Origin of the sequence: Paenibacillus sp. SYP-B3998, from assembly GCF_010820665.1 — a bacterium.
Classification (GTDB): Bacteria; Bacillota; Bacilli; order Paenibacillales; family NBRC-103111; genus Paenibacillus_E.
In genome coordinates, this window is the sequence record NZ_JAAIKC010000001.1 from 1385058 (window position 1) to 1409000 (window position 23943).

Here is a 23943-nt window from a genome sequence, read left to right on the forward strand (position 1 = left end):
ATTAATTTGGTTCAATTAAGTTCAACGAAAAGCTCCGTAAACCCAATATTCTTTATTGCTCTGGGCCTATTCGGTGTTTATACTATAGAATTTGGCGTTGTTGGGATCCTGCCGGCTATTATTGAACGTTACAATATCACTACAGCTCAAGCGGGAATGCTCGTTGGTGTATTTGCGCTCGTCATCGCACTGTTTGGTCCTTTTATGGTTCTGCTGCTTACTAAATATAATCGTAAAACCGTATTGATGACGTCTTTATTCATTTTTGCTGGGAGCAGTTTACTGTCAGCTTATGCACCCAATTTTTATTGGTTGATAGCGCTTCGTATCATCCCAGCATTGTTTCATCCCGTATATTTTTCATTAGCCTTTGTAACTGTGGTTTCACTTTACCCGAAAGAGAAGGCTGCTCAAGCTTCGGCCAAAGCATTTGTCGGCACTAGCATGGGAATGGTACTCGGAGTTCCGATTACAACGTATATGGCTGCCCATTTTTCATTCGAGTCTTCGTTTATATTCTGTACGATTGTAAATACCGCTGCTGGTATCGGAATCGCCACCATGCTTCCGAAAGCGCCAAAGGCTGAGAAAGTCTCTTACGGTGAGCAATTCGGCATTTTGCGTAAAGGTTCCCTTTGGTTAAATTGTGGAGCCTCTACTTTCATATTTGCGGCTATGTTTTCTGTGTATAGCTATTCTGCTGAATATTTAGGACAAGTAATGGGGATGAGTAGAGAAGTTGTTAGTGTCATGCTTGTCGTTTTTGGCATTGGAGGTATTGCAGGCAATTTGTTGGCCGGAAAACTGATTGGAAGGAATAGGGTGAGAACGACCTTTTTTTACCCGATTGCGCTGTCATTCTCTTTTTTATTGCTTTATTTAGGAGAGTCATCTTTCGTCACTATGAGTATCATTATTATTTTATGGGGAGCCACGCATACGAGCGGCTTGATCATAACCCAGATTTGGTTAACGTCTGAGGCCCCAGAAGCTCCTGAATTCGCCACGGGGTTGTATATTTCATTTATTAATCTTGGTGTGTCGATCGGTTCTGTAGTTGGTGGGTGGTTTATTTCCCATGCAGGCTTGCAAGGAACCATATGGAGTGGATTACTTTTTAGTGGCTTGGCTCTTGTTTGTATAGTCATAAGAATAGTGTGCTTCAACCAAAAAGGGTTGAAGGTACCACAGGTATCAAAACGAGGTACAGCATAATCATTAGCCCAAGAAACTAACTAATTTTTTATAAAAGCAAACAAAGCAGGCGCCTTAGCGACCTGCTTTTGTCATTTCATTAACTATCAAATTACTGGGTATCCGTTAATTTGAAAAATAAATCTTGAAGTTCAGATATGGGATAGAAGCGAAATGAAACATAGAACTAATATGTGATTTATGAAAAATTATAGTAATCAAAAGCTTAATATCCATAATTTACCGCGAATTCGCGCTCATAGATGGCGCTTACTTTCTTTAGAACTTTTCTGCCTTGATTGAGAAACTTCAGTTCTATAACTTGGTCTTTCACAAGGTAGATACCTGTCATTTCCTTGTTTTTGCCCAGGGGGACTTATTATTTTTTTGCATGGTATGGATATGAGGGGCGAAGAAGTTACCCAGGTATCAAATAATGCTTGAAATTGCTAACGAAGGTAAAATAGCATTAACATTCATTATTGCGGTTCCCCAATGTCCAAGTGGGTCTTTTTGGAATATGGAACGTGATGCTGTTACCGCTTTGATTGCAGAGATTACGACTAATCGCCGAGTAGATTCAAGCCGTATTTATGCAATTGGATATAGTTTAGGCAGGCAAATATCAAAAGCCGCTAGGCTAAAAATGCGCCTGTTTGGGCCTTTCATGGGGAGAGAGATGAGAACAGATGACAAGTATGGTAACTGCAGTAGAACAACATGGAGGAGGTGTAAGATTAACTGTTTAGCTGACCGTGGGTATGACATCATGAAGGAAACATTGAGCAATCCAGAACTATATATTTGGTTGACAGAACAAAGAAGTCGATATGCGTTATAAACAAAATAATGAGAACACAGCGTCGAATCAGAGGAAATATTGGGACTTGGTAGATTGTATAGGTTAGTAAATTGTAACGCACAGAAAAAAGGTACTAGGCAAAGTTAGTACTTATTATAAACTAGGAAAAGCCTTAACATGGACTGTGCAGGATGAAACTAAAATTTCCTAGACTAATAATAGGTGGTTGAGCATGAATCTTCTTCTACTAATCGCACCAACTATTTCCATTTATGCAGGTTTGTATTTATTTCAAAGCGTACCTGTTACTTTCGCATTGTTCTATGGTTGCCTCTTACTCATTCCTATTTTATTTAAATCAATGGGCTTGAGATGCCTAACGTATAAGGCCTCAGTGCTTAATATCAGTATAGGGATTGGTCTTGGGGCTCTTTGTTTAGTAAGTATTATTACTGGAGGAGTACTGTTTCATAATGAACTATTTGACTCTTCACAACTTTGGTTATTGTTGAAGAATTGGGGATTTACTGGGGAATACACAGTGCTTCTTGTTTTGGTACTTACTTTGGTGAATCCTGTTCTGGAGGAGATGTACTGGCGTGGGTTTATTTTGCAAAAGCTTGATAAAATAAAGTATAAGGTAACGATCTCTTCTTTATTTTATAGCCTGTACCATTTTTTGGTCTTACTACCTATGTTTAAAGGTCCTTATCCTGTAATTTTCTTTTTACTGGTCTTCCTCGCTGGAATGATATGGGGAAGAATGGTTATCAAGTACCGTACATTGTGGGGTTCTATCATTAGCCATTCGTTGGCAGACATAGGTATTATTATGATCTATTTTAAATACTGCTATGATTGTAATAATTGATGTTGATGTTTCATTTCGATAACGATACTTGGTGGGATGGCAAGCGGATTTTTGGCGACAACAAGACATGGCAAGGGTTTGTTGGGATGAGCGGGTTGACTGCACTCTGGTTCGGTATCATGGGGGAGTTGGCGAGTCAATGGACTTGGTTAAGAGAAATCTCCTTACTGCCGTGGGATCGTCATCAAACACCGTATACCGAATTGAGTTATGGGATGTTGTGGGGATTCGCAAATGTACTGTTCGAACTGCCACGCAGATTCGGTAATCGGCTGTATGTGGTTACTTTTATTTTCTATCCTTTGACTGGATGGGAAGCGTTTTATTCCTTCTTATAGGCATATGGGTTCATTATGTAGTAAATCTACTTTTATATGTAGTCGGTTTGAAAAAACCAAGCGGGATGAATTGCTGATCTCGGATAAGTGTAGCGTGGCATGTAAGGGGTTATCCTAGTGGTCGCTTCAGACCTTTTTGGATAGCCTCTTTTTTTGACTAGAAAGAAATCACCCTAAATTGGCGGATATTAACCGTATAGCAGCGGACTTTTCATAATAGTAATGATAATCTTTCTCATGTAGGATAAACATTTGCTATTTGGAGGAAACTTATGACCAATCATAGGGTAACATCTCAAGGTTCACCAGTTATATCGTCTTTTTTGCAAAAGAAGAAAAAACGGTGGAAAACAAAAGATATTCTCGTGGCAGGTATGATTGCGGTTGTTTTCGCATTTGTACAAGTAGGCGCTACGTATGCTTTCATGGCGATGGCTTCGTCCGTGGGACCAGCCTATGCTCGGTTACTGAATGGTTTCTGGTTTATGTCTGGCTTCATGGCGCTAACCATAATCCGCAAGCCAGGCATTGGCTTCGTTGCGCAGGCAATTGCGGGCCTCGTAATGACACCACTCACGCCATTCGGGATTATGATTTTATTCGGAACGGTATTAAATGGCATATTCACGGAATTGATTTTTCTTCTTACGCGATACAAACGTTATTCATATCCTGTCATGACCGTGGGGATGAGCGTACTCAGCCTCGTTTATACGCTTTTTGAATATGGACCCTCAGGCTATGGGGGACTAGCGTTACCCGTTCAGATCGGTATTTTGGCGTCTAGCGTGGTCAGTGGCGGGGTGTGTGGATGGTTGTGTAAACGGCTGACCGAGTCACTTCTGAAAACTGGGATGCTGTCTGGATATACGAATGTCGATTCTTAGACGGGTAAGGGAAGATAAGGCTTCGATGATCGAAATGGACAATTTTTCATTTGCTTACCCGGGAAACCACAGCACTCAGGCCAAGGGAATCAGCCTAGAGATCAAGGAAAGCGAGACCGTCCTGCTGCTTGGTCCTTCTGGTTCGGGTAAAAGTACACTCGCACTGTGTTTATGCGGTCTTATACCGCATGTGGTTGCAGGTAAAATGTCTGGTGTGGTGCGCATTAATGGTTGGGATACTCAATTGACGGAACCCGGTGAGCTAGCAAGCTGCGTGGGTACGGTGTTTCAAGATCCAGATGCGCAGACGATCATGATGACCGTAGAGGAGGAAATCGCGTTTGGGCTGGAGAACGTTGGCGTTTCCCAAAGCGAAATGGAAGATCGAATTACAGAAGCGTTGCGTACGGTCGGCTTGTCCGTGCAAGGGAATACGCCAGTGGATTGGCTATCCGGCGGGCAGAAGCAGCGGCTTGCGTTATCCTCTATTCTGGCAATGGAGCCAAAGGTACTCGTGCTTGACGAACCAACGGCAAATCTTGATCCAGCAGGAACGACCGAAGTGTTTAACGCCCTACGCCGATTGAAGTCATCAGGGGATTACACCATCGTGTTAATTGAGCATAAGCTGGACGAACTGGTCGATCTGGTGGATCGAGTCATTGTTATGGATAAGAATGGTGAGAAGGTATGCAGCGGGACGCCTGAAACTATTTTTTATGATTGGGCTGTCGAGTTGGAGCGTCTAGGTGTATGGTTTCCCCAAGCCGTGGAATTAACGCACAAACTTCAGGCAGCTGGTTTTCCTATCGAAAGCAGGGTGCTATCCATGAAGCAGCTGGCTGATGAGCTGCGAAACTCTGCACCAACCTTACACGCTGATGATGAGGGAATCTTGTGTCTGCCTATCGCATCAACGGCTTCTATCTGTGAGGGTTCTAAAGCTGCCTCCGACTCACTGCCACTGCTGGATATCCGGCCAGTTGGGTCCCCGGCATGCAAGGAAGGATGGTTAAAGCCGCTTAAACTGCAAGTACGTTAAGGGGAGTTTTGGGCCATCATTGGGGAGAACGGGGCAGGGAAAACAACACTCGTACGTCATATTATGGGATTGCTTCCAGTGCGACCAGGTACCATTTTCATTGACGGTTGTGATGCGTCTGCTCTTCCCTTTCATGATTTAGCCCGTCGGATCGGCTATGTCTTTCAAAACCCCGAGCATCAGTTCGTAACTGAACAGGTCTCCGAGGAGATCGCCTTCGGTTTGAAAGGAATGGGGTTGTCACAAGAGGAAATCACCGCTAAGGTCACTTCTTTGCTGGAGCGATTTGGGTTAACTGCCTATGCGGATGCACATCCTTTCTGCCTGAGTCATGGACAAAAGAGACGACTAAGTGTCGCAGTTATGCTTGCTATCGGTCAGGAATTGCTCATCCTGGACGAGCCGACCTTCGGACAAGATCGGCGACATGCTGTTGAGTTGATGGGGATGCTTAAAGAACTGCAGGATGAGGGAAGAACGATCCTGATGATTACTCACGATATGACGTTAGTCGCCGAGTACGCCGAACATGTTGCCGTATTGTCAGAGGGTGGGCTGATTGCTTCCGGCCCGGTTCATCATCTCTTTGCTGATAAGGACCTTCTTGCTAGAGCAGGCCTGAGTGCTCCTCCTATTGTTGAATTGTCTCATCTCCTTGCCGATGTATGGCCCCTTAGGAGCGACTACTCTACGCTCACAGCAGATGGATGGGTGCGGAGATGGATGAAAACGGTAGCTACACTGAGGGAAGGAGCTCGTTTCTGATGACAGGTTTGTATATTCCGCAAGATTCACCGCTGCATCGGTTGAATCCCCTGATCAAGCTGATCGCCGTCTTGCCGGCGATTCTTTTTTTGACTCTAGTTACCGATCCATGGATACCGCTAGCGCTTGCACTAACCAACAGCGCAGCCATTATCCTGATAGGTGGTATTCGTCCGTTACAATATGCGCGCAGCAGCCTACCCATGCTTTTCATTGCTTGCGGTATCACGCTTTCTTATTCGTTTCTGGCCAGTTCTAGTGTGACGGAGGGGTCAACGGTCTGGTTTGCATGGGGACCCTTCGAGGTATATAAAGCAAGTGTGATTTACGGTGCGGCTACCGCGCTGCGCCTGTACGCTATGTTCGGTGTCACGCTCATGTTCGTGATGACGACGGAACCAACAAACCTCATCCGTGCGATGATTCAGCAGTGGAAGCTGAATGAACAATTTGGCTACGGAACGCTGGCCGTATTCAGGTTCATTCCTGATTTGCGTAGAGAATTGGGAGCGGTGCAGGCCGCGCATCGGGTTCGCGGGATGACGGGAAGGGGCGCAAAAGGCAAGTTTGTGGAACGGCTGAGGAGGTACATGGTTCCGCTATTGGCAGCAGCGATCCGTAGAGCGGAACGAACCTCCTATGCGATGGACGCTAGAGGATTCGGTTCTTCAGCCGTTCGCACACATTACCGAAAGTTTTCTTTTTCCAGACTGGATTGGGTTTTCTTGGCTGTCTACTGGTTGATAACGTTGGTTATCATTACGGCGATTGAGCGTTCTGGTTGGATGGGACCGCTCTCGTTTTTAAAAATGTTCGGTTAGATAGGAGGAGAAGAATGTGAGCATAGCGGATGTGATCCAGAAGCGAAGAACAATCCGGCAGTTCAACGAACGAAAGCTGACGACGGACACCATCCTCCAGATTTTGTACGTTGCCGTATGGGCGCCAAATCATGGGCTGCGCGAACCTTGGCGGTTCATCTGCGCGGCGGAACTGGAAGCGAAGGAGCTGCTCGCCGATCGTATCGTTAGGGCACTGGAGGAAATGAATCGGTACAAGTGGCTGCCTGGTAAGATTAAGGATATGTACAAAAAAAAGATGATTCAAATTCCGGCTATCTTGTTCGTAATCGTGAAAGAGGAGAGGGGCAAGCTGAAACGGGAGGAAGATTTTGCAGCTGCTTGCGCTTTGATACAGAATTTGCAGTTGTGTGCTTGGGAACGTGAAATCGGTATGGTTTGGTCTATTGATGAAACGTTATGCGCGAACCAGATATTTTGCGACAAGATAGGGATGCGCAAGGAAGAGCGCATAGCAGGAATGCTGTATATGGGCTATTACGACCATATTCCAAAAGCGAAAAAGCGCACACCAGCAGAGCGAAAGATGACTTGGCTGTGACATAGGGGATACATGATAAGCTTGGCATCTAAAGCTGCATGTCATCCCTTGGCTATTTGTAAATTGAGACATAAATTCAACTAGGATGTGAAGCTTACGAATGAGCAATCCACCTGTAAAGGAATTAAGATTCTGGCCTGTAATGATTGCCATATTTATTGGATCGTTTTTATGCGTATTGGCATCGGCAACGATTAATCTCGCACTTGAGATTCTTACGACTCATTTTGAAACTACGCTGAGTTCCGTTCAGTGGACTTTAACGGGTTTTATGCTTGCGATGGGAACAACGGCGCCGCTTGTTGGATATTTGGGAGAGAAATTCAGTTATAAGAGATTATATCTTTTCTCCTTGTTCGGCTTTGTACTTGCTTCTGCTTTGTGTGCAATTGCATGGAGTTTGAGTTCCTTAATCCTTTTTCGAGTGTTACAAGGGGGATTTAGCGGATTGATTATTCCGGCAACCATGACCATTATTTATCAAATTATCCCGAAGCAAAAACAACCAATGGCTGTGGCCATGTGGGGACTCGCTGCGATGCTGGCTCCTGCCTTCGGACCGACGATCAGCGGATGGATTTTGCAAAACTTGGATTGGCAATGGCTATTCCTAATCAACATACCGATCGGGTTGATCGGGATTTGGTTCGTGGTCGCGTATATTCCCTTTTATCGTCTTAGCATTCCGAAAAGCTTTGATATATTTGGGTTTTTGACAGTTGTTTTGAGCAGTTCATCCTTGCTGCTAGCACTCGGCCAAGGTCATCATTGGGGGTGGGGCTCATGGAAAGTTATTAGCTTATTAATCGGCGGATCAATGATGTTAATTTTATTCATATGGAGGGAGTTGACGGCCCAAACTCCACTCCTAGATTTAAGAGTATTCAAAAACGGCAGATTCACTTTAAATGCCATTATCGGCAATATTATTACGATTAGTTTATACTCTGGTACATTCCTAACCCCCGTATTCTTACAGAGAATCCAACATGTATCGGCAATGGATACCGGATTGATTTTACTGCCTGCTTCTTTAGCGATGGCTTTGGCAATGCCAATAATCGGAAAGTTATATGACATTATCAGCCCTCGCTGGCTCATGTCAATCGGAATTGTACTCTTAAGCGTTGGTACATTAACGCAAACCTGGTTAAGTATCGATGTATCACATGCTTATATTTTAGGTTGGATGATCGTGCGCAATCTTGGAATCGCTTTGGTAATCATGCCTTCAAGCAATGCGGGAATGGAACAAATTCCGGCAGAATTATCGGGTCATGCATCAGCGATTACGAACTGGACGAGGAATGTTTTCGGTTCTTTCGCGATAGCGATCTTCACAACAATGCTGGCTTCCCGGTCGATTCATTATGCGGGAACTCTGATTCAAGCAGGCGATACGGATAAGGTTCACTATGAAACGATGGCTTTCACGATGAGTGTGAACGAGGTCTATCTAATTGCTACTTTCATTGCGGCTGCGGCGCTACCCCTAAGCTTATTTGTAGGTAAAGTGCAGCGTCAGACAATTGCTAAGGCGGAAAAATAATCTGCATAATCTCTGAACTGAGCCGAGAAGAATGGGAAGCTCCCGTTACTTCCCGGCTCTTTTTTCTGTGTTGGTCAATTAAGCTGTTTATAAGGAGCATAGCCATGCGTAGAAAACTTGGTGTTGAGTTTGGCTGTTACGCCATATACCAATGCTTTTTCCATAGGTGGAAATTGTGGCAACGGCAACCAAATGGTTAGCAACCAAGCTCCATGGGCAATTATGATACAATAAAAAAATATCTAAAGGAGGGCTATTCTATTTTCATACATTTAGTTCACTATATCTATCCCAAGTTTATCTATCCCAATTTTTTTTGAAATTAGTGAACGCTTTTGATCGATTGAGCCAATACATACTGTATACAATATTTCAGGGGGCCCTCAAATGGACGATCAACAGTTAAATACATGGTTAGACCGATTGATAGCTGGGGATCAAGCAGCTTTTGAAGTTATTTATGGTATGACCAGGAAAAAAGTTTATGGTACTGTTACCGCTTTAGTTAACAACAAAGAAGATGTTAATGATATTATGAGCGAAATTTACTATCAATTATGGAGAGCATTACCGAATTATGATCGCAAGCGCTCGTTTCTCTTTTGGTTAAATGGCATTGTCATTAAACAAATCAATAATTGGCGTAGACAAATTTGGAGAAGATTTCGTTTGATTGAGAAAAAAAACCGTCTCAGTGAAGAGCCTCATGTGGACATGCCGGATGAATTGTTTATGGATAACGAAGCTCATCAAGAAATGAAAACCATGATTCAGAAATTGCCATTTAAGCTTCGAATTGTACTCTTGTATCGTTATTATTACGATTACTCGCATAATGAAATAGCTGAATTACTTCAAATCCCAACGGCTACCGTTAGATCCAGAAATCATCTAGCATTAAAGCATATTCGCGAAAGGTTTGAAAATCAACTGGACGGGGAGGCAGTAACCAAAAATGGATATCTCCAAAAAAATTAATGAAGCCTTAGCTGAACAATTGGAAGAGACGCGCATTCCAGAAGAAATTGACCAACGTGTAAAAGAATCATTTATACAATTTCATAAGAAAAAGGAGAAAAATAAAATGAAGAAAAAATTTATCATACTCAGTTTAGCGGCAGTCATTCTTGTACCGACAGGTATGTATGCAATGAACACGTCGTATTTTTCTAATGATGTGGATCTTAACGGATTAGTTGATAAAGGGGTTAAACGCGCCGTATCTCAACAATTATCGATACCGATCGATCAGAAAATTACCGATAAAGGCATCACGGTACATCTAAAAGAACTATATGTCGAAAACAAAAAAATACTTATACATTATAACATCGAGCAGCAGGACGGTACGCCTGTTCCCTATGAATTCGATACAACGGGATTAAATGTGATTACTGATGGAAAGAGAGATGGAAAACAAGTGGAAAATCCCACTTATCAGGAGTCAGGACTTGAAGGATTCAGCGTTTTAAGTTTTTTTGGCACAGAGAAAACAGACAATCTGCCTTTTTACCTGACAGACGGAACGGGACGAGAAATAAAAACAGGGATTGCGGATAAGGATAAACCTGAAGGAATCATTGCTTTTGTTACGGATGGCTCTATCTTGCCGAAATCCATCAATCTGAATGTAAACATCAATAGAATCGGCAAAACGAAAGGAAGCTGGAAAACGCAATTTCCAATTGATCAAAGTAAAGCTGAGCAGGCTACTGAAGCCGCCCGTTAAGTAAAACTGAACGACAACAATAACGATCTTTTTTCAAATAATACAGTTAAGATGCGGATAATTTGCATTACCCTCCGAGATTATGGCAATGATGGGTGTGCGAAAGAAGCTAATATCAAGGTGAGCCTGAATGGATACACGCTTACTTCACTAAAATTATACGACTTACAGGATTCCAAGGATTATTTGTTCCTCCATGGGTAAAGAAAAAAACACCGAAAAAATCGGTGTTTTTTTCTTTCTCTACATTTGATCACACCTTAGCAAGGTAATCATCTAACTGGTCAAAGGTTCCGGAAAAACCTTTCTGAACCATATCGTGAGCAGCCTTAAAGGTATTAAGCTCATCCTCAGTCGGAGATAGGGGAGCCCCGCGCATGGTAATAGTCGTTTTTCCTTCATTTTCTGTCAATGTCAAGGTATTCAGAATTTCTAGTGGCCAGGTTGGGCTAAACGGAGCTCGAACCGTGTTGCCTTCTTCATCAGAAAAGGAAATCATGAAGACAAGTTTCTCTGGTTCTACGATTTCTCGATAAGTAAATTTACCCCACATTTCATGACCCTCAGGGGAGCGTTGACTGTAGTGGAAAACACCGCCAGGGCGGAGATCTAGTTTGGTGACATTCATTGTGAACCCTTTCGGCCCCCACCAGTTAATCAGATGCTCAGGCTCAGTAAATGCTTTGTATACAAGTTCCCTCGATGCATCGAAGGTTCGCGTGATAAGCAATTCATTTTGAATGGTCATTTTAATTCCTCCTTGATTTGATGTTACATTGTCCATACGAAACGCTTATAAAGTTTTGGGCTATATCACAGTACACTTGTTACGGTACTAGTCCTTGTCTTTATGTTTTTTTTCCTTTTCTTGCAGTTCGTGTAGATAGTCGTCCAAGCGATCAAATCTCTCTTCCCAGAGGCTTCGGAAAGACTCCAACCAGTTGTTCAGTTCAATAAATGACTGAGACCGAAGCTTATAAATACGCCGATTAGCGCTTGGCTGCATCTCAACGAGCCCAGACTCACTAAGTACACGGAGATGTTTTGAAACTTGCGGTTGCTGAAGCCCAAGTCGTTCTGCTATTTCTCCCACTGTAAGGGGGCCGTCACGCAAGAGCTCTACAATGTGTAAGCGGTTGGGCTCGGCAAGTGCGCTCAAAGTTGACAATTTCACACTCATTTAAACAAGCTCCTTCCTACTCAAATATACTCTTTATAGAATATTCCTGTCAAGGAATACACTATAAAGCTGTACAGTGCATTCTGAATAAAATAGACACTACCAGAACAAGATAGTTCACTATCTTCTCCGGCAGTGCCTATTTCTCTTCAGCTCGTGGATTATTGGTTTTCCAGCGTTTTTTGCCCCTAAATTTTGGTCTTGATGTATTTATTTATAAAATATAATATAAAAGAGTACATTTGGGGTTACATAGTTTTATATTATCTTAGCCTTTAAGAGTAAAAGGGGGAATAATGAAGAAAAAGAGAGCGCTTTAATTTTTAATATACAGTCTGATTTGGTTTGTATAATTTATTATACAGGTAAAGGGGTTGCAATAGTGATATATCAAAAAAGAGAAAAATCTCTTGATGTTTGGAATAAGGAATTTGAAACGGGAAAATGGACACAAGTGTTTGAAGCGATGGATGAGGTGCCGCGTTATAGTGTGGTTACCGGATATTTGCAGTCCTACCGATCAAATGCGGCTATTCTTGATCTCGGTTGCGGGCAAGGGATGCTTCTCAAGTATATGCAGTATTATGAAAGGTACTTGGGAGTTGACTTTTCGGAAGAAGCGTTAAAGTTGGCCCGAAGTTTAACAACAGAGCGGTGTACTTTTATCCATTCGGATATAGAAGTTTTTACTCCCGATGATCGTTATGATTTGATTATTTTTAATGAATGTCTGTATTACTTTGACCACCCGCTTGATCTGATGGAAAGGTACAAAGCTTTCTTACGGCCTGACGGGGCTTTTATCATTTCTCTTCATGTGAGAGAAGCTTCAGAGATTATTAGGCAGAATCTCATTCAGAGCAGGGAATATGCGATACTGTCTGACGTTCAGCTTACTACGGATGCGAATAGTTGGACGGTTTCGTTGATCAGACCGAAAGCTTAATGTTTCTGAAAATTCTTATGCAGTAGGACAGTCATCCAGATTATCAAAAACTAAAATAGGATTCCCTGGAGGGTTGAATTTGTTCTCAGAAAACCGTTATAGAGCTGCTGTTATCATCCCTACTTATAATCGGGCTGAACTTTTGCGCCATACGCTGCGTTCGCTTATACATCAAACTCTGAATAAAGATGATTTCGAGACGATTATTGTCGATGATGGCTCCTCAGATCATACCAAGGAAGTTATAAGCAGCTTTGAGAGTGAACTCCATATTAAGTATGTGTATCAGCCGGATCAGGGATTCCGAGTCGCTCGGGCCAGAAATTTAGGTATTAAGCTAGCGGAAGCTTCAATTTGTATATTTATTGATTCAGGTCTTCTGTTGTCTCCTGACTGTTTGTGGCAACATGTTCACACCCATGTAAGTTCGAGTGAGCTTTCTGCCGTGATTGGATATGTCGCCGGTTTTTCTCAACATGATGAAAATAACGAAATCCTGATGCAGGCAATTGATCTGAATGACTGGAAACATACAATGGAAACCGTAATGAACGACTCACTCTTTGAGGATATTCGAGAGGGATGTTACCGCAAATATAACGACAAACTAACAGATCTACCTGCGCCCTGGGTATTTTTCTGGGCAGGGAATGTATCTGTGCCGACTTCCATTTTGAAGGAGATTCAGGGATTTGATGAGCAGTATACATCTTGGGGTGTAGAGGATGTGGATGTTGGATACGCTTTATTTTTGAAAAAGGTAAGATTTCAATTGCGCAGAGAGGCGCTAACCATTCATTTTCCCCATGATAAAGACGAGCATGAAAATAAAAAAAACTCCCAAGCGAACCGCACATACTTCCATAATAAGTATAAATCAGCAGAATCGGAGTTGCTTATCACCACACGTTGCCTCGATATGAATGATGTCTTGCTCCAAGGCGAAATTTCTTCTAAGTAAAAACACCGTGCACGTTTCACTGCCAATCTATTATTCATGGAGGGGTAAGATGGAAAACATTAGTAAATTCAAAATTCTTTTTAGTTATCCTATTCGTCAGCCCCATCTTATGAGTCAAGTCGATTACGATTTATGGGAGAATCTCTATACATTAAGTAATGATATGCTTGTAGAGGTGATATTCAATCTCAATCCAGATGCCATCGTAGCTCAAAATTACTTGCTGCTTCAACGCATCCAGGAACTCCAGATCAGGTCACTCCTTAATGAGTCAATTATTCTTGTGTATGCCACAAATCCAGAAAGTGCTTCTTTTCTTAAAGGAGTGGACGATTTTCATCTAGTTGCTTGTGAGGATACGGATTTGCTGGAAGTTAAAGTGCTGCAGCATTTGGAGGAACAACACAATCGCATGTTTTCTATCACTCCCCCTAAACCAATTTCCAAGGATGCTCCTATTGCCATAATCGGAGCAGGAATTGTGAACTTGATCACGGCTTTCTGTTTGGTGCAGAAGGGTTATAAACTTGTTGTTTATGCTGCTGACCCAACACCGTATGAAGAGGATAGATGGAAAGAATATGGATGCACGCTCTCCGGTAATGACGCACGGATATTTTCCTTTAATGAATCCCGGCAGCACCATTATTATGGTGATCCGCTGCTAGCAGCTCCTATCGATCAATATCGTAAGTCTGTGCCTGACAACGGCTGGTTATGCTGCCCGAAAGAACAGTTAAGTACATCGGATTGGAAATGGATAGAAGAATATGAATCCTATCCGCAATGGATGTATCAGAAGATACAAAAGGAAATCATTGATTTTAATAAAGAAAGCTATGATCTGTGGAATCACCTTTCCAAGCAGCACCCGGAGCTCCTTGAAGATACGGGCTATGTTAACCGGCTGTTTAGAGTTTATTCGACACCTGAACAGTACAAAAAGGGGATTAAGGCAGAACAAGCGCTCGGTTCATTTATACGAGAGTTGAACACAATGGAGATAGAGCGCCTACTCCCAAGCCTTCATGAAGCTCTTCGCGCAGATGCCATATGTGGAGTGATCGAGGTAGAAGGTTTCGGGATCCATATTCACAAGCTCGCGCTGAAATTAATAAAGGTTTTAGAAGAAAAAGGGACGAAGTTTCATTGGAACGAAAGTTTTGACCGCATCGAGTTCGATAGATCAGGTCAAGTAAAAGCAATCCGCACTGGACAACGGACGATAGTCGCGGATTATTTTGTTGTCTCTCCTGGAGTCCCGCGCAATGATTTCCTAAAAGGCACATCTTCACATGGTAAAATTGGTGCCATGCTCGGCTGTTGGCTCACGCTGCCCACCGACAACGTCTCCGAACTTCTTTATCCAATAAAAGTAACCCGGGCAGGATATGCATCTGAAGAAGCTGCTTCAGGTGCCAACATCATCCCAGGAATTGACAGGCAAGGCAATCAGGTGATTCATATAAGCTCTGGACATGGTTTCCTTGGTCTTGATCCCCATAATCTTCATGCGGATTATATCCGTGATCTGTCCCGAGCGGTTCACGAGACCGCCGAAGACCTGTTCCCAAGTCTATATAAAAAAGCGCAGGATTCAGGAATGTTTAACACATCCCCCAGATACTGTATAAGACCCTGGACGCCATCTTGCTTAGGGGTGTTTGAGGGGATTCCAACCGTAAACAATGGACTCTTTATTATAACAGGAGGTCACAACACGGGGGGGTTCGCCCACTCAATGTCCGTAGCAAATGCGGTGATCCAAGCCTTCGAAGGCTCTTCCCATCCGATGCATAGGTTGTATCACCCGGATCGGCTGAAAAGCTTTTTTACACCATATGGTCTTCCCCATCATTTTTCTGGCTCAACTACTGTACTGGGTTCTGTATAAAAGCCTGTTAAAATGGATTCCTATTCCTGCTTGTATAGGAGGTATAACGATGAGCGAGTATCTTGTATCCACCATCATCCCCAATTATAATAACGCTCCCTATATAAAGGATTGCGTATACAGTCTACTTTCACAAAGTTACTCCAATGTAGAAATTATTATTACTGATGACGCTTCAACGGACGGTTCACAAGAAGTGATTGCACAGTTAGTTTCCGAACATGCTAATGTACATGCTCTATACAATCGGCATAATATCGGAATTACCCGGAACAGAAAGAATGCCCTCCAAACCGCAAAAGGGGAGTATGTCAATTATTTGGACAGCGATGATTACATACAAAATCAGGATAAACTCAAGGCTGAAATGGAGATTATTCACTATTACCGGGATAAATATGATGAGGATATCCTCGCGTTTTCTGATATAGCGATTGCAAATGGGAAGGGAGAGATTGTCAATCGTTTCCGAGATATCAAGCCGGTCAAAGAAGGATACATCACTGCGGAACTGATGACGAGGCGCTGCTTGATACCGCAGAACTTTACCTTCCGCAGGCATTTATATGCTTCCGTCGGAGGCCATGACGAAACAATTCCGTTTTATGAAAATTGGGATCTCAAAATCCGGCTTAGCGCAAAGTATAAATACGTGTTTACTGGCGTCCCTGGATTTGTCTATCGTAGACACGGCGAAGGGTTGTCCAATGCTCACGAAGATCGCCATCAGAAATGGGTGCGCTATATTGCTGAGAAGAACCTGGCTTTGATTAATCACGATGACCAGCCCATGATTAAGCGGTGGATCGAACAAATGCTGCTGCAATTGGGTGACGAATTAGACTTCATTAATGGTCATCTGCAAAAGCAGGGAGTGCAGCAATGAGGACATATAGCATAGGTATCATTGGCTGCGGGCCTTGGGGACTTGCTGTACTTGAAAGAACCATTGCCCATTTTTCTTTGGAGGCGCAGCGCGATGTCGAATTACACCTGCATATTATTGAGCCTGATAGAGGCGGTACAGGTGTTTACTCTGACAAGCTGCCTGAATTTCTCCTTCTAAATACGGAATGTGGAAATATTAATTTATTCGGAAGCACTTTTATGGGACTTGACCGCACACGCAAGGAATATGAGGTGGATTTCTATGAGTGGCTCCGTGCTAACCGCTATCAGGTAGAGGATGCAGGCGTTACACGGGAAGTTAAGCCAACCGATTTTGTAGCCAGAAAATGGCTGGGGAACTACCTTCATTGGGTATTTCAGACACTCTTTGCTCACCTCCCAAAGAACTTGTATGGTCAGGTTCACAAGATGAGGGCCACAAATATTATCAAGGAGGGGGATAAAGAAAGAATCGAATTAGAGAATCGATCTTCCCTGTTGGTAGATACGATTTTTCTTACAATTGGCCATGCTGACACGATCCAGTTTGAATCTGGTTTATCTAGTTCCTATTTACCTGGAGAAATCTTACCTCCTTTTCCTCATCAGAGAGTTCAAGCTGTTGTGCAGCCTGGCGAGTCTCTTCTATTAGCAGGTATGGGTTTAGCGGCAATTGATGTCATTAGCTATCTTACGATCGGGAGGGGGGGCTTGTTTACCCGATTAACTACGGGGGAGCTTACGTACAAACCTTCAGGTAAAGAACCTCGTATCATTCAGTTTTCAAGAAGCGGTCTGCCATTCAGATCCCGTCCAAGCTGGATAAAGGATACCGCCGGAATGTATAAGCCACTTTTCCTTACGAAGGAACGAATAGACGAGCTTCGCCAAGAGCATAAGCAGTTGGATTTTCGGGAACATGTGCTGACGCTCTTATATTCGGAAATGAAGACGGTTTTCTACTGCAAGACAGCTGAAATCCTGAAACAGGATATAGCTCCCTTCATCCTTGCATACAGGGAACAAGCATTTTCTCAGCTTGAGCAAATATATGGAGCATTTGATCCGGAGGAAGCGGTCTTCGGTACCCGTGAAATTCATCACAACTCCACTGCGTACCAAGTCTGGGTTACTAATCAGCTGGAAAGTGATATTGATGAATCCAAATCAGATACGGAATCTCCATCGAAAGCAGCCATCGAGCTGATTCGAGTGCTACGAGACGTAATCCGGTATGCAGTTGATTTTGGGGGCCTGTCGGAGTCGTCATTTCGTGATTTCAGGACGAACATACTCCCGATGTTTTATCGGGCAGTAGTAGGACCTCCTGTTCATAAAACGGAGCAGTTGCTTGCCCTTATGAAGGCAGGTGTTCTCGAGTATTCGCTGGGGCGGGCACCTGTTATCAACTATGAAGCCGAAATCAGACGTTGGAGAGCAAGCTCTGTCCATTTGGATAGCCCCATTCAAATTCACGTCTCTCATTATGTGAAGGGATACAATGATCCCAATCTGTTGGATCCTCCTTCATCGGGATTGTTGCAGAATTTACTGGTAGAAGGACGCATTAAATCTTCTTATTCGTCTATGCCTCTCCCGGGCTTAGGAATTGAGTGTGATCGGGATTTTCACCCGATTAATAAAGAGGGGGAAATCGAGGAACATATCTACATACTCGGGCTTCTTACGGACGGAAAGCGGAATTTTAATCTGTACATACCTTCCCCTAACAGCCGGGCACGAGCTTTTCTTGACGCAGACCAGTGTGTAGTTGAAGTTCTTAAAAAATGTAAAAACAATAAAATTGATAAAATTATATCCTACTAGGAGGGTTCATTATGTCTCAAACATCCATAACACAGCGCCTGGAGACTTTAGGAATAAACCTGCCGACAGCAAGCAATCCCGCGGCAAAGTATGCCAATGCAGTTCTAGTAAACGGTTTTCTGTTCGTATCAGGGAAAGGTCCAACTGGTAATCCGAAAGGGAAACTCGGTATTGATTTTAATACGCAAGAAGGATATGAATTCGCACGTCAAACGGGTATTGAGGTGCTAGCAGTACTCGCAGATGTGCTCGGTTCTCTGGATAAGGTGAAGCAGGTAGTGAAAGTACAGGGATTTGTAAATGCAAGTGCGGAATATGAAGAACACCATAAGGTGCTGAATGGTTTTTCTGACTTGATGCTTGAAGTTTTCGATACGAAAGGCGTTCATGCCCGCTCTGTATTCGGAGCGAACTCGGTCAGGGACAATCTTCCGATTATTGTGGAATCTATTTTCTTAGTTGAGACCTGAGCAAACGGTCTGGCAAATGCAGCGTTGGAAATGGGGCGATGACTTATGAAAATGGTTATGAACAGGTCAGTGTTTGGATTTCTGCTCTCTGCCTTGATTCTAAGCTTTGGAGTCAGTTTTTTGAATCCGATTATCAGTCTGGTTCTGGTTAACGAGAAGGGAGTTTCTCCATTTCATATGGGGGTGTTCATTTCGGTAGTGACTTTGCTAAAAATTGTGACAGGTCATATATCTGGGATTGTAGGTGATAATCGGAATATTAGAAGAAGAATTTTGTTTATCAGTCAATTATTCAATATTATGGGTCTGTGCGGCTTCTTGTTTTTGAATAATTACTGGTTTTTATTATGTCTGGTTACCCCTCTTCTTGCACTGGGTGGCATGGGCTCTTCACATCTCCTTGCTTTGGGAAGGGTTTATTCAGATACCACTGAACAAAAGAGCGCCACTTCGCTCATTACATGGATGAGGACCATGATTACACTTGCATGGATCGTAGGACCTCCAAGCGTTTTTTTTATTATCGAACAATGGGGATTTAATTGGTCAATATTAATGTCAATCACCTTTTCTGTTCTCTTGTCGATGTCCATTTGGCTTTTTATTCCGGATTTCGAAGTGAAGCGTTCAAAACAAGAAAAAGGTGCTGCGTTACCCCGATGGATCACCAATGGCCCTTTGCTGGCCGTCCTGGTAATCAACATCGTTGTGAATTTAGCCGACAATTTGTATGCAGTATCCATGCCCTTGTATCTGGTGGAAAGCCTTCACTTTGAAGCAAGATGGGCTGGTTATATTTTCGGAGCTGCGGCAGGACTTGAGGTTATTTTCACCATATTGACAGGTTACTTAGCCGACCGTATCGGTAAAGAAAGACTTGTTGCTATAGCGCTTGTCTCAGGGGCTGTCTTTTATGGACTTCTTTTAATCGTCGTTACCCGGTTTAGCCTTATTCTTATCCAACTATTTAACGCAGTTTTTATCAGCGTGACGACCAATCTCTTAATTATTATTATTCAGGATAAGATGCCTGAACGTCCAGCTATGGCTTCGACATTGTATACAAACAGCATGCGAGTAGGAAACATGTGCGCGGGTCTTATTGCTGGTCTAGTCAGCCAATTTTTCGGTTTTAAAAGTGTTTTTATCCTTTCTATGGTTATCTCTCTTCTCGGATTAATATGTGTGGGATTCATGAAACGAAACAGTTATCGGTTAGCCCATACAACCGCTGCTGTGGAAGGAGAGGGCAAATGACATCGTACCGGACCATGATTATGATGTTCCATAGTATACTGACTGACACGAAGCTGCAAAGCCGCTATATACAATATCCTCGACAAGAGATGTCTGCGCGGGATTTCAGAGAAATCATAGAAGGTCTGCAAGCGAGGGATTATCAATTTATTTCGTTAAATGAGCTTCATACTAGACTGGAGCAAAATGATCGCGAGCTCAAAAGATTTCCTTTTGTGTGTTTTACATTTGATGACGGTTACACGAATAATTACACCCATGCTTTTCCAATCATGGAGGAGTACCAGATCCCGTTTACCTTGTATCTGACCACCGGTTATCCAGATCGGGATGTGATTCATATCAGCGAAGCTGTTGAGGATTTAGTGCGAAATCGTCCTAACATGGTCTTAACTATAGATGGGGATACACTCACCTATGATACATCTACAAATGACGGCAAAATAAAGGCCATTCGCGAGATTGAACAAGTACTAGCACAAACATGTTCAACGGTAAATGAAATGGTTGAATTATTGCAAATAAATGCTGAACAATATCGTCATTACGGGCTCAACTGGAATCAAATAGGCAAGCTGAATGAAAGCCCTCTTTGCACGATTGGGGCTCATACCCGAACCCATCCCAACCTGACTTTACTGGATATGGACGATCTTCGTAAAGAGCTGGTCGAACCAAAGGCGCGGATTGAAGCAGTGATTGGAGAGGAAGTAGTCCATTTCTCCTATCCATACGGCCGATATAATGAAAATGTTCGTGAAGAGGCAATTAAGGCGGGATATAAGATGATTACAACTACACGAGGCGGTCCGTTTATTCCGACTAACTTTGATCTATATGCATTACCGAGAGTATGCGGTGTACCTGATTTCCAATTTGAAGATAGCGATTCGCTAGCCAATAGAGGAGTGAAGCCTAGTGAAAAGCTTCAATAACATTTTTTTCGATACGAAAGAAAAGAAAGTCGCTCTTACTTTTGATGATGGCCCAGACCCCATTTACACGAGAGAAATTTTAAATATCTTGCAGAGATACAATGTCAAGGCGGCTTTTTTTGTCATTGGACAGCATGTACAAACGTACCGTGATGTGATTGGGGAGATTGCGAGCCAGGGGCATACGATAGGTAACCACACTTACCATCATCCAGATCTGTTAGATTTAAGTCACGAGGAAATAGTAGAAGAGATCGTGAAAACGGAAAAGGAGATCATGCAAATTACAGGTCAGAAACCGCACCTATTTCGTCCGCCATACGGCCATTTTGATGATTCCATCGTGGAGATGGTACGGCAAATGGGGTACATCTTTTTTACCTGGACTCGAAAACTTGACTCCCGAGATTGGGAGTATGCGAGCGAAAGTCTCATCTTTAGTCATATGATGACACATGTTGAAAGTGGTGGAATCATGTTATTTCATGATTCTTCTCATGATCGAATGGCTGTACGTTCACACACGGTAAAAGTGATAAATCAGTTAATACCTGCTTTATTGGAACAAAACTATCAATTTATTGACCTGGCTCACCTACATCACGACCCAAATATAATCGTCTACACAATAGATGAGAATAAATACTACAATTAAGCAAAAATTCTCTAAAAGGCGATACAAAATGCTCATTCCGTACTAACAGCTTGGAATGGTTTAATTTAATTGAACGATCCCTGTGTCTTGCTGCTGCAACGATATGGGGATTTTTGTTTACAAGTTAGAGAAGTTTTATTAACATCGTTGATTTATAAATAACTTAAGAGCCATGGTGCGCAGCCATATCTGCGATTTAGGGATGTCATGCTGCTACACCCTATGAAGGAAGAAGAACAGGCGAATATAGCAATTCAATAAATTGCCTGCCTACGATGGTCAACTATTTTTTAAGATTAAGGGTATTCGTATGCAACGATGCCTGAATATGGTTGCGGAAACCATAAACGGTTCAGGCGGCGCGCAGCAAAACCTCGGACAGGCAATAATCGCGCTAGCCGCCGGCAGCCCTGAGAACATATGTAAATTCAAGTAGAGCCAGGTAGATAACTCTTTAATCGCTATCCTCGTGGTGGCAAGCAGCAAGTTGTGTTTAGCTAATGACGGCTCGATTAATAGAAAAAAGCTGTGTTACAATGTGAAATCGATTCTCTAAGCTAAAACTTGAGATCAGCGTTAGAGATCACAAAATTGAAGACTTAAAAAAAGACTTGCTGAGTAATCGCCAAATCATACCCCATATATTTTCATTAGATTGTTAAACATATTTAAAATTTTTGGAGAATTACATCCTTGTAATACCGTAATTAGTGATAATTCAACATTAAATGCTATTTTTTTGATAAATATTGTATAAAAGTTTAATTTATGCATATACAAATATTTACTTCTGTGGTATTTTTGAACTAGGGAGTACAAAATTTAATAGCTGGCCAGCTCACGGCATCTAGAGTTCTATCTTTTCCCTCAAATGATTAATAGGGAGGATGTTTAATTATGAAAATGAAAGCGGCAACATTTGTACTTTGCTTCGCCATGTTAGCTAGCGTACCCTCTGTGGTTGGTGCCACACAAGCTAGCACAACTCTAAATCAAGATGCGGTTTCTTTGTCTCAAGCAGCTAACACTTTGTACTTTGGAACAAGTCTCGGTACTTACATCGGTCAAGGGAAATTGGTTATTACTGGAGGTTTCTCCGGAGGTAATGCCCACGGAGATCGACCAGAGATTGATCTCACTGTCTGGAGAGTTACTAATGGGGTAAAGGAAAAAGTAGGCGGGTATTTTGAAATGGGTTGGCCAAATCAAAGTAACAGCATCAACTATTCTGTACCAAATTTACCCTTTGGGACTTATGAAGTAACATATACAGGTGGACCAAGTCTATCTGTGAATGCCAATATTTATTTCAATTAATTTTCGGTTTTATCAATAAGTAATAAAGTACTTGATAAAAACTCCCATGGGCATCATGGGGGTTTTTTATCATTGTTCTAGTAGCACAGCCGATGTAGGCGTTAACGAGTTTTACATACTGTTCAATAAAGACAAGCGTCGAGAGATTGGCTAATATATCACTTTCGCGATGTCTCTTGCTTTCAACCGTGGGAAGCAGCCAGACGTAACGTTCGAATGTCCCGTTAATGCCATACAAAAATGGAACAACCAATAAACCACAATCCGCCTATGGTATATAAGGAAGAAGCTCCAAAAATGTCCGCAGCATAGCCTCCAATTAGACTGCTCGGGGGAATTGCAATAACAGCGAGACTGGAAGAAATCCCCCATACTCGTCCACGATATTCTTCAGAAACCAACATTGAATTGTGATTCCGGAAGCGATATTGTACAAAGTCTTTCCGCCATGCGTATGCAAAAGAATAAAACCGTCGACGGCAACCAAGTGGACATCGAAATACCGATGATTGCTAGTCCCGTTAATCCTATGCCTACCATCATAAGCCGTCCTGCACCTAAAAACCGTACCCAATATCCTGCCAAAATGCCGCCTAGTATTCCACCAACGGCCCAGTAAACACCGAAGGCGGCGACTAATATTCCTGCTAAAGAACTGCCGATAATATATACCACTTTGGTTAGACTAGTAAAAAGTCCCGTTGCATAAGTAAGTTGATCGTGTCGCACGACCTCAGGCATAATCGAGTACTGATCCATATCCAAGACAAGGTTCCAACGATACTCTCTGCTAACAGAATTAGTCATCCACATGATTTTTTTTCGATCCCAACGATCAACTAATGCACTAGAGAGCGGCCCCCTAAAAATACGGTCTAAATGCCAGATCACCTGAATCAATGCGGCTTGATTCCTCCTTAAATGTTCGTTCCTAGGAACTTAAAAGTAAGGACAGCGCTTTCACGTTGTCCTTTACTTCGTCTACTAGCAATTTGTTTTAAAATCGAAGGAAGTAGTTAATTTTATGAAAAGTAA

At 42.6% G+C, this 23943-nt stretch carries 25 protein-coding genes and 1 pseudogene; 22 read left to right on the forward strand and 4 right to left on the reverse strand.

Annotated features, from left to right (window positions below):
- Positions 1–6 precede the first annotated feature (6 nt).
- The gene (locus GK047_RS06370) at positions 7–1215 is read left to right on the forward strand and encodes an MFS transporter (protein WP_163942745.1); all 1209 of its coding nucleotides are present in this window, start codon (positions 7–9) and stop codon (positions 1213–1215) included.
- A 205-nt stretch (positions 1216–1420) separates the two neighbouring features.
- Here the strand turns inward: GK047_RS06370 and GK047_RS30110 are convergent, their stop codons facing one another.
- A complete protein-coding gene (locus tag GK047_RS30110; RefSeq protein WP_275901634.1) occupies positions 1421–1546 on the reverse strand; it encodes a hypothetical protein in 126 nt (41 codons plus the stop codon).
- A gap of 84 nt (positions 1547–1630) precedes the next feature.
- Between GK047_RS30110 and GK047_RS06375 the strand changes: the two genes are divergently transcribed.
- From GK047_RS06375 to GK047_RS06420, 11 genes and pseudogenes are all read left to right on the forward strand, one after another.
- Entirely contained in the window at positions 1631–2035 is a 405-nt protein-coding gene (locus GK047_RS06375) for a hypothetical protein (RefSeq protein WP_163942747.1), read from the forward strand.
- Between the two features lie 193 nt (positions 2036–2228).
- Positions 2229–2867, forward strand: coding sequence for a CPBP family intramembrane glutamic endopeptidase (locus GK047_RS06380; RefSeq protein ID WP_163942749.1), 639 nt, complete (start codon positions 2229–2231; stop codon positions 2865–2867).
- Positions 2868–2872: 5 nt separating this feature from the next.
- A complete protein-coding gene (locus GK047_RS06385; RefSeq protein ID WP_163942753.1) occupies positions 2873–3205 on the forward strand; it encodes a hypothetical protein in 333 nt (110 codons plus the stop codon).
- 272 nt (positions 3206–3477) lie between these two features.
- Complete coding sequence (locus GK047_RS06390; RefSeq protein ID WP_163942758.1) at positions 3478–4092, forward strand: ECF transporter S component; 615 nt, start codon at positions 3478–3480, stop codon at positions 4090–4092.
- Complete coding sequence (locus GK047_RS29485; protein WP_240343769.1) at positions 4079–5134, forward strand: energy-coupling factor ABC transporter ATP-binding protein; 1056 nt, start codon at positions 4079–4081, stop codon at positions 5132–5134. Before GK047_RS06390 ends, GK047_RS29485 begins: the two co-directional genes overlap by 14 nt.
- Before the next feature lie 12 nt (positions 5135–5146).
- Positions 5147–5899 (forward strand): annotated as a pseudogene (locus GK047_RS29490) (energy-coupling factor ABC transporter ATP-binding protein); the annotation flags it as partial.
- Positions 5899–6720, forward strand: coding sequence for an energy-coupling factor transporter transmembrane component T family protein (locus GK047_RS06400; protein WP_163942761.1), 822 nt, complete (start codon positions 5899–5901; stop codon positions 6718–6720). The pseudogene GK047_RS29490 and the gene GK047_RS06400, both read left to right, overlap by 1 nt.
- Before the next feature lie 16 nt (positions 6721–6736).
- A complete protein-coding gene (locus GK047_RS06405) occupies positions 6737–7300 on the forward strand; it encodes a nitroreductase family protein (protein WP_163942764.1) in 564 nt (187 codons plus the stop codon).
- Positions 7301–7400: 100 nt separating this feature from the next.
- Positions 7401–8849 carry a DHA2 family efflux MFS transporter permease subunit gene (locus tag GK047_RS06410; RefSeq protein ID WP_163942767.1) on the forward strand — a complete coding sequence of 483 codons (1449 nt, stop codon included), beginning with the start codon at positions 7401–7403 and terminating at the stop codon, positions 8847–8849.
- Between the two features lie 387 nt (positions 8850–9236).
- On the forward strand, positions 9237–9827 hold the full coding sequence (locus GK047_RS06415) for a sigma-70 family RNA polymerase sigma factor (protein WP_163942770.1): 591 nt from the start codon (positions 9237–9239) through the stop codon (positions 9825–9827).
- Positions 9805–10578 (forward strand): DUF4179 domain-containing protein, encoded by a 774-nt coding sequence (locus GK047_RS06420; protein ID WP_163942772.1) that lies wholly within the window; start codon positions 9805–9807, stop codon positions 10576–10578. The genes GK047_RS06415 and GK047_RS06420 overlap by 23 nt, the downstream gene beginning before the upstream one ends.
- 253 nt (positions 10579–10831) lie before the next feature.
- On the opposite strand, the gene GK047_RS06425 is transcribed toward GK047_RS06420, so the two are convergent.
- Together GK047_RS06425 and GK047_RS06430 are read right to left on the reverse strand one after the other, a co-directional pair.
- Positions 10832–11326: an SRPBCC domain-containing protein gene (locus tag GK047_RS06425; RefSeq protein WP_163942775.1), complete on the reverse strand. Its 495-nt coding sequence runs from the start codon at positions 11324–11326 to the stop codon at positions 10832–10834.
- A gap of 87 nt (positions 11327–11413) precedes the next feature.
- Positions 11414–11758, reverse strand: a complete 345-nt coding sequence (locus GK047_RS06430) for an ArsR/SmtB family transcription factor (protein ID WP_163942778.1) — start codon at positions 11756–11758, stop codon at positions 11414–11416.
- A 382-nt stretch (positions 11759–12140) separates the two neighbouring features.
- On the opposite strand from GK047_RS06430, the gene GK047_RS06435 reads away from it, so the two are divergent.
- The 10 genes from GK047_RS06435 to GK047_RS06480 all read left to right on the forward strand — a co-directional run bounded on the left by GK047_RS06435 (position 12141) and on the right by GK047_RS06480 (position 22908).
- Positions 12141–12704 carry a methyltransferase domain-containing protein gene (locus GK047_RS06435; RefSeq protein ID WP_163942781.1) on the forward strand — a complete coding sequence of 188 codons (564 nt, stop codon included), beginning with the start codon at positions 12141–12143 and terminating at the stop codon, positions 12702–12704.
- A gap of 79 nt (positions 12705–12783) precedes the next feature.
- Positions 12784–13665, forward strand: coding sequence for a glycosyltransferase (locus GK047_RS06440; protein ID WP_163942784.1), 882 nt, complete (start codon positions 12784–12786; stop codon positions 13663–13665).
- Positions 13666–13714: 49 nt separating this feature from the next.
- On the forward strand, positions 13715–15559 hold the full coding sequence (locus GK047_RS06445; RefSeq protein ID WP_163942787.1) for an NAD(P)/FAD-dependent oxidoreductase: 1845 nt from the start codon (positions 13715–13717) through the stop codon (positions 15557–15559).
- A gap of 49 nt (positions 15560–15608) precedes the next feature.
- Positions 15609–16445 (forward strand): glycosyltransferase family 2 protein, encoded by an 837-nt coding sequence (locus GK047_RS06450; RefSeq protein WP_163942790.1) that lies wholly within the window; start codon positions 15609–15611, stop codon positions 16443–16445.
- Entirely contained in the window at positions 16442–18274 is a 1833-nt protein-coding gene (locus GK047_RS06455) for an FAD/NAD(P)-binding protein (protein ID WP_163942793.1), read from the forward strand. Before GK047_RS06450 ends, GK047_RS06455 begins: the two co-directional genes overlap by 4 nt.
- An 11-nt stretch (positions 18275–18285) precedes the next feature.
- Complete coding sequence (locus GK047_RS06460; RefSeq protein ID WP_163942795.1) at positions 18286–18744, forward strand: RidA family protein; 459 nt, start codon at positions 18286–18288, stop codon at positions 18742–18744.
- Positions 18745–18801: 57 nt separating this feature from the next.
- Complete coding sequence (locus tag GK047_RS06465; protein WP_163942797.1) at positions 18802–20001, forward strand: sugar efflux transporter; 1200 nt, start codon at positions 18802–18804, stop codon at positions 19999–20001.
- The gene (locus tag GK047_RS06470; protein ID WP_163942801.1) at positions 19998–20936 is read left to right on the forward strand and encodes a polysaccharide deacetylase family protein; all 939 of its coding nucleotides are present in this window, start codon (positions 19998–20000) and stop codon (positions 20934–20936) included. The genes GK047_RS06465 and GK047_RS06470 overlap by 4 nt, the downstream gene beginning before the upstream one ends.
- The gene (locus GK047_RS06475; protein ID WP_163942804.1) at positions 20920–21591 is read left to right on the forward strand and encodes a polysaccharide deacetylase family protein; all 672 of its coding nucleotides are present in this window, start codon (positions 20920–20922) and stop codon (positions 21589–21591) included. Before GK047_RS06470 ends, GK047_RS06475 begins: the two co-directional genes overlap by 17 nt.
- An 897-nt stretch (positions 21592–22488) precedes the next feature.
- Positions 22489–22908, forward strand: coding sequence for a hypothetical protein (locus GK047_RS06480; protein ID WP_163942807.1), 420 nt, complete (start codon positions 22489–22491; stop codon positions 22906–22908).
- A 390-nt stretch (positions 22909–23298) separates the two neighbouring features.
- On the opposite strand, the gene GK047_RS06485 is transcribed toward GK047_RS06480, so the two are convergent.
- Positions 23299–23808, reverse strand: coding sequence for an MFS transporter (locus tag GK047_RS06485; RefSeq protein WP_163942809.1), 510 nt, complete (start codon positions 23806–23808; stop codon positions 23299–23301).
- Between the last annotated feature and the right edge of the window lie 135 nt (positions 23809–23943).

What these genes read in the sequence shown, in the direction of transcription:
- GK047_RS06450 (WP_163942790.1), top strand. Translation starts at nt 15,609, where the DNA reads ATGAGCGAGTATCTTGTATCCACCATCATCCCCAATTATAATAACGCT.
- GK047_RS29485 (WP_240343769.1), top strand. Translation starts at nt 4,079, where the DNA reads ATGTCGATTCTTAGACGGGTAAGGGAAGATAAGGCTTCGATGATCGAA.
- GK047_RS06410 (WP_163942767.1), top strand. Translation starts at nt 7,401, where the DNA reads ATGAGCAATCCACCTGTAAAGGAATTAAGATTCTGGCCTGTAATGATT.
- GK047_RS06380 (WP_163942749.1), top strand. Translation starts at nt 2,229, where the DNA reads ATGAATCTTCTTCTACTAATCGCACCAACTATTTCCATTTATGCAGGT.
- GK047_RS06480 (WP_163942807.1), top strand. Translation starts at nt 22,489, where the DNA reads ATGAAAATGAAAGCGGCAACATTTGTACTTTGCTTCGCCATGTTAGCT.
- GK047_RS06445 (WP_163942787.1), top strand. Translation starts at nt 13,715, where the DNA reads ATGGAAAACATTAGTAAATTCAAAATTCTTTTTAGTTATCCTATTCGT.
- GK047_RS06455 (WP_163942793.1), top strand. Translation starts at nt 16,442, where the DNA reads ATGAGGACATATAGCATAGGTATCATTGGCTGCGGGCCTTGGGGACTT.
- GK047_RS06460 (WP_163942795.1), top strand. Translation starts at nt 18,286, where the DNA reads ATGTCTCAAACATCCATAACACAGCGCCTGGAGACTTTAGGAATAAAC.
- GK047_RS06415 (WP_163942770.1), top strand. Translation starts at nt 9,237, where the DNA reads ATGGACGATCAACAGTTAAATACATGGTTAGACCGATTGATAGCTGGG.
- GK047_RS06465 (WP_163942797.1), top strand. Translation starts at nt 18,802, where the DNA reads ATGAACAGGTCAGTGTTTGGATTTCTGCTCTCTGCCTTGATTCTAAGC.
- GK047_RS06390 (WP_163942758.1), top strand. Translation starts at nt 3,478, where the DNA reads ATGACCAATCATAGGGTAACATCTCAAGGTTCACCAGTTATATCGTCT.
- GK047_RS06400 (WP_163942761.1), top strand. Translation starts at nt 5,899, where the DNA reads ATGACAGGTTTGTATATTCCGCAAGATTCACCGCTGCATCGGTTGAAT.
- GK047_RS30110 (WP_275901634.1), bottom strand. Translation starts at nt 1,546, where the DNA reads ATGACAGGTATCTACCTTGTGAAAGACCAAGTTATAGAACTGAAGTTT.
- GK047_RS06375 (WP_163942747.1), top strand. Translation starts at nt 1,631, where the DNA reads ATGCTTGAAATTGCTAACGAAGGTAAAATAGCATTAACATTCATTATT.
- GK047_RS06385 (WP_163942753.1), top strand. Translation starts at nt 2,873, where the DNA reads ATGTTTCATTTCGATAACGATACTTGGTGGGATGGCAAGCGGATTTTT.
- GK047_RS06425 (WP_163942775.1), bottom strand. Translation starts at nt 11,326, where the DNA reads ATGACCATTCAAAATGAATTGCTTATCACGCGAACCTTCGATGCATCG.
- GK047_RS06470 (WP_163942801.1), top strand. Translation starts at nt 19,998, where the DNA reads ATGACATCGTACCGGACCATGATTATGATGTTCCATAGTATACTGACT.
- GK047_RS06420 (WP_163942772.1), top strand. Translation starts at nt 9,805, where the DNA reads ATGGATATCTCCAAAAAAATTAATGAAGCCTTAGCTGAACAATTGGAA.
- GK047_RS06430 (WP_163942778.1), bottom strand. Translation starts at nt 11,758, where the DNA reads ATGAGTGTGAAATTGTCAACTTTGAGCGCACTTGCCGAGCCCAACCGC.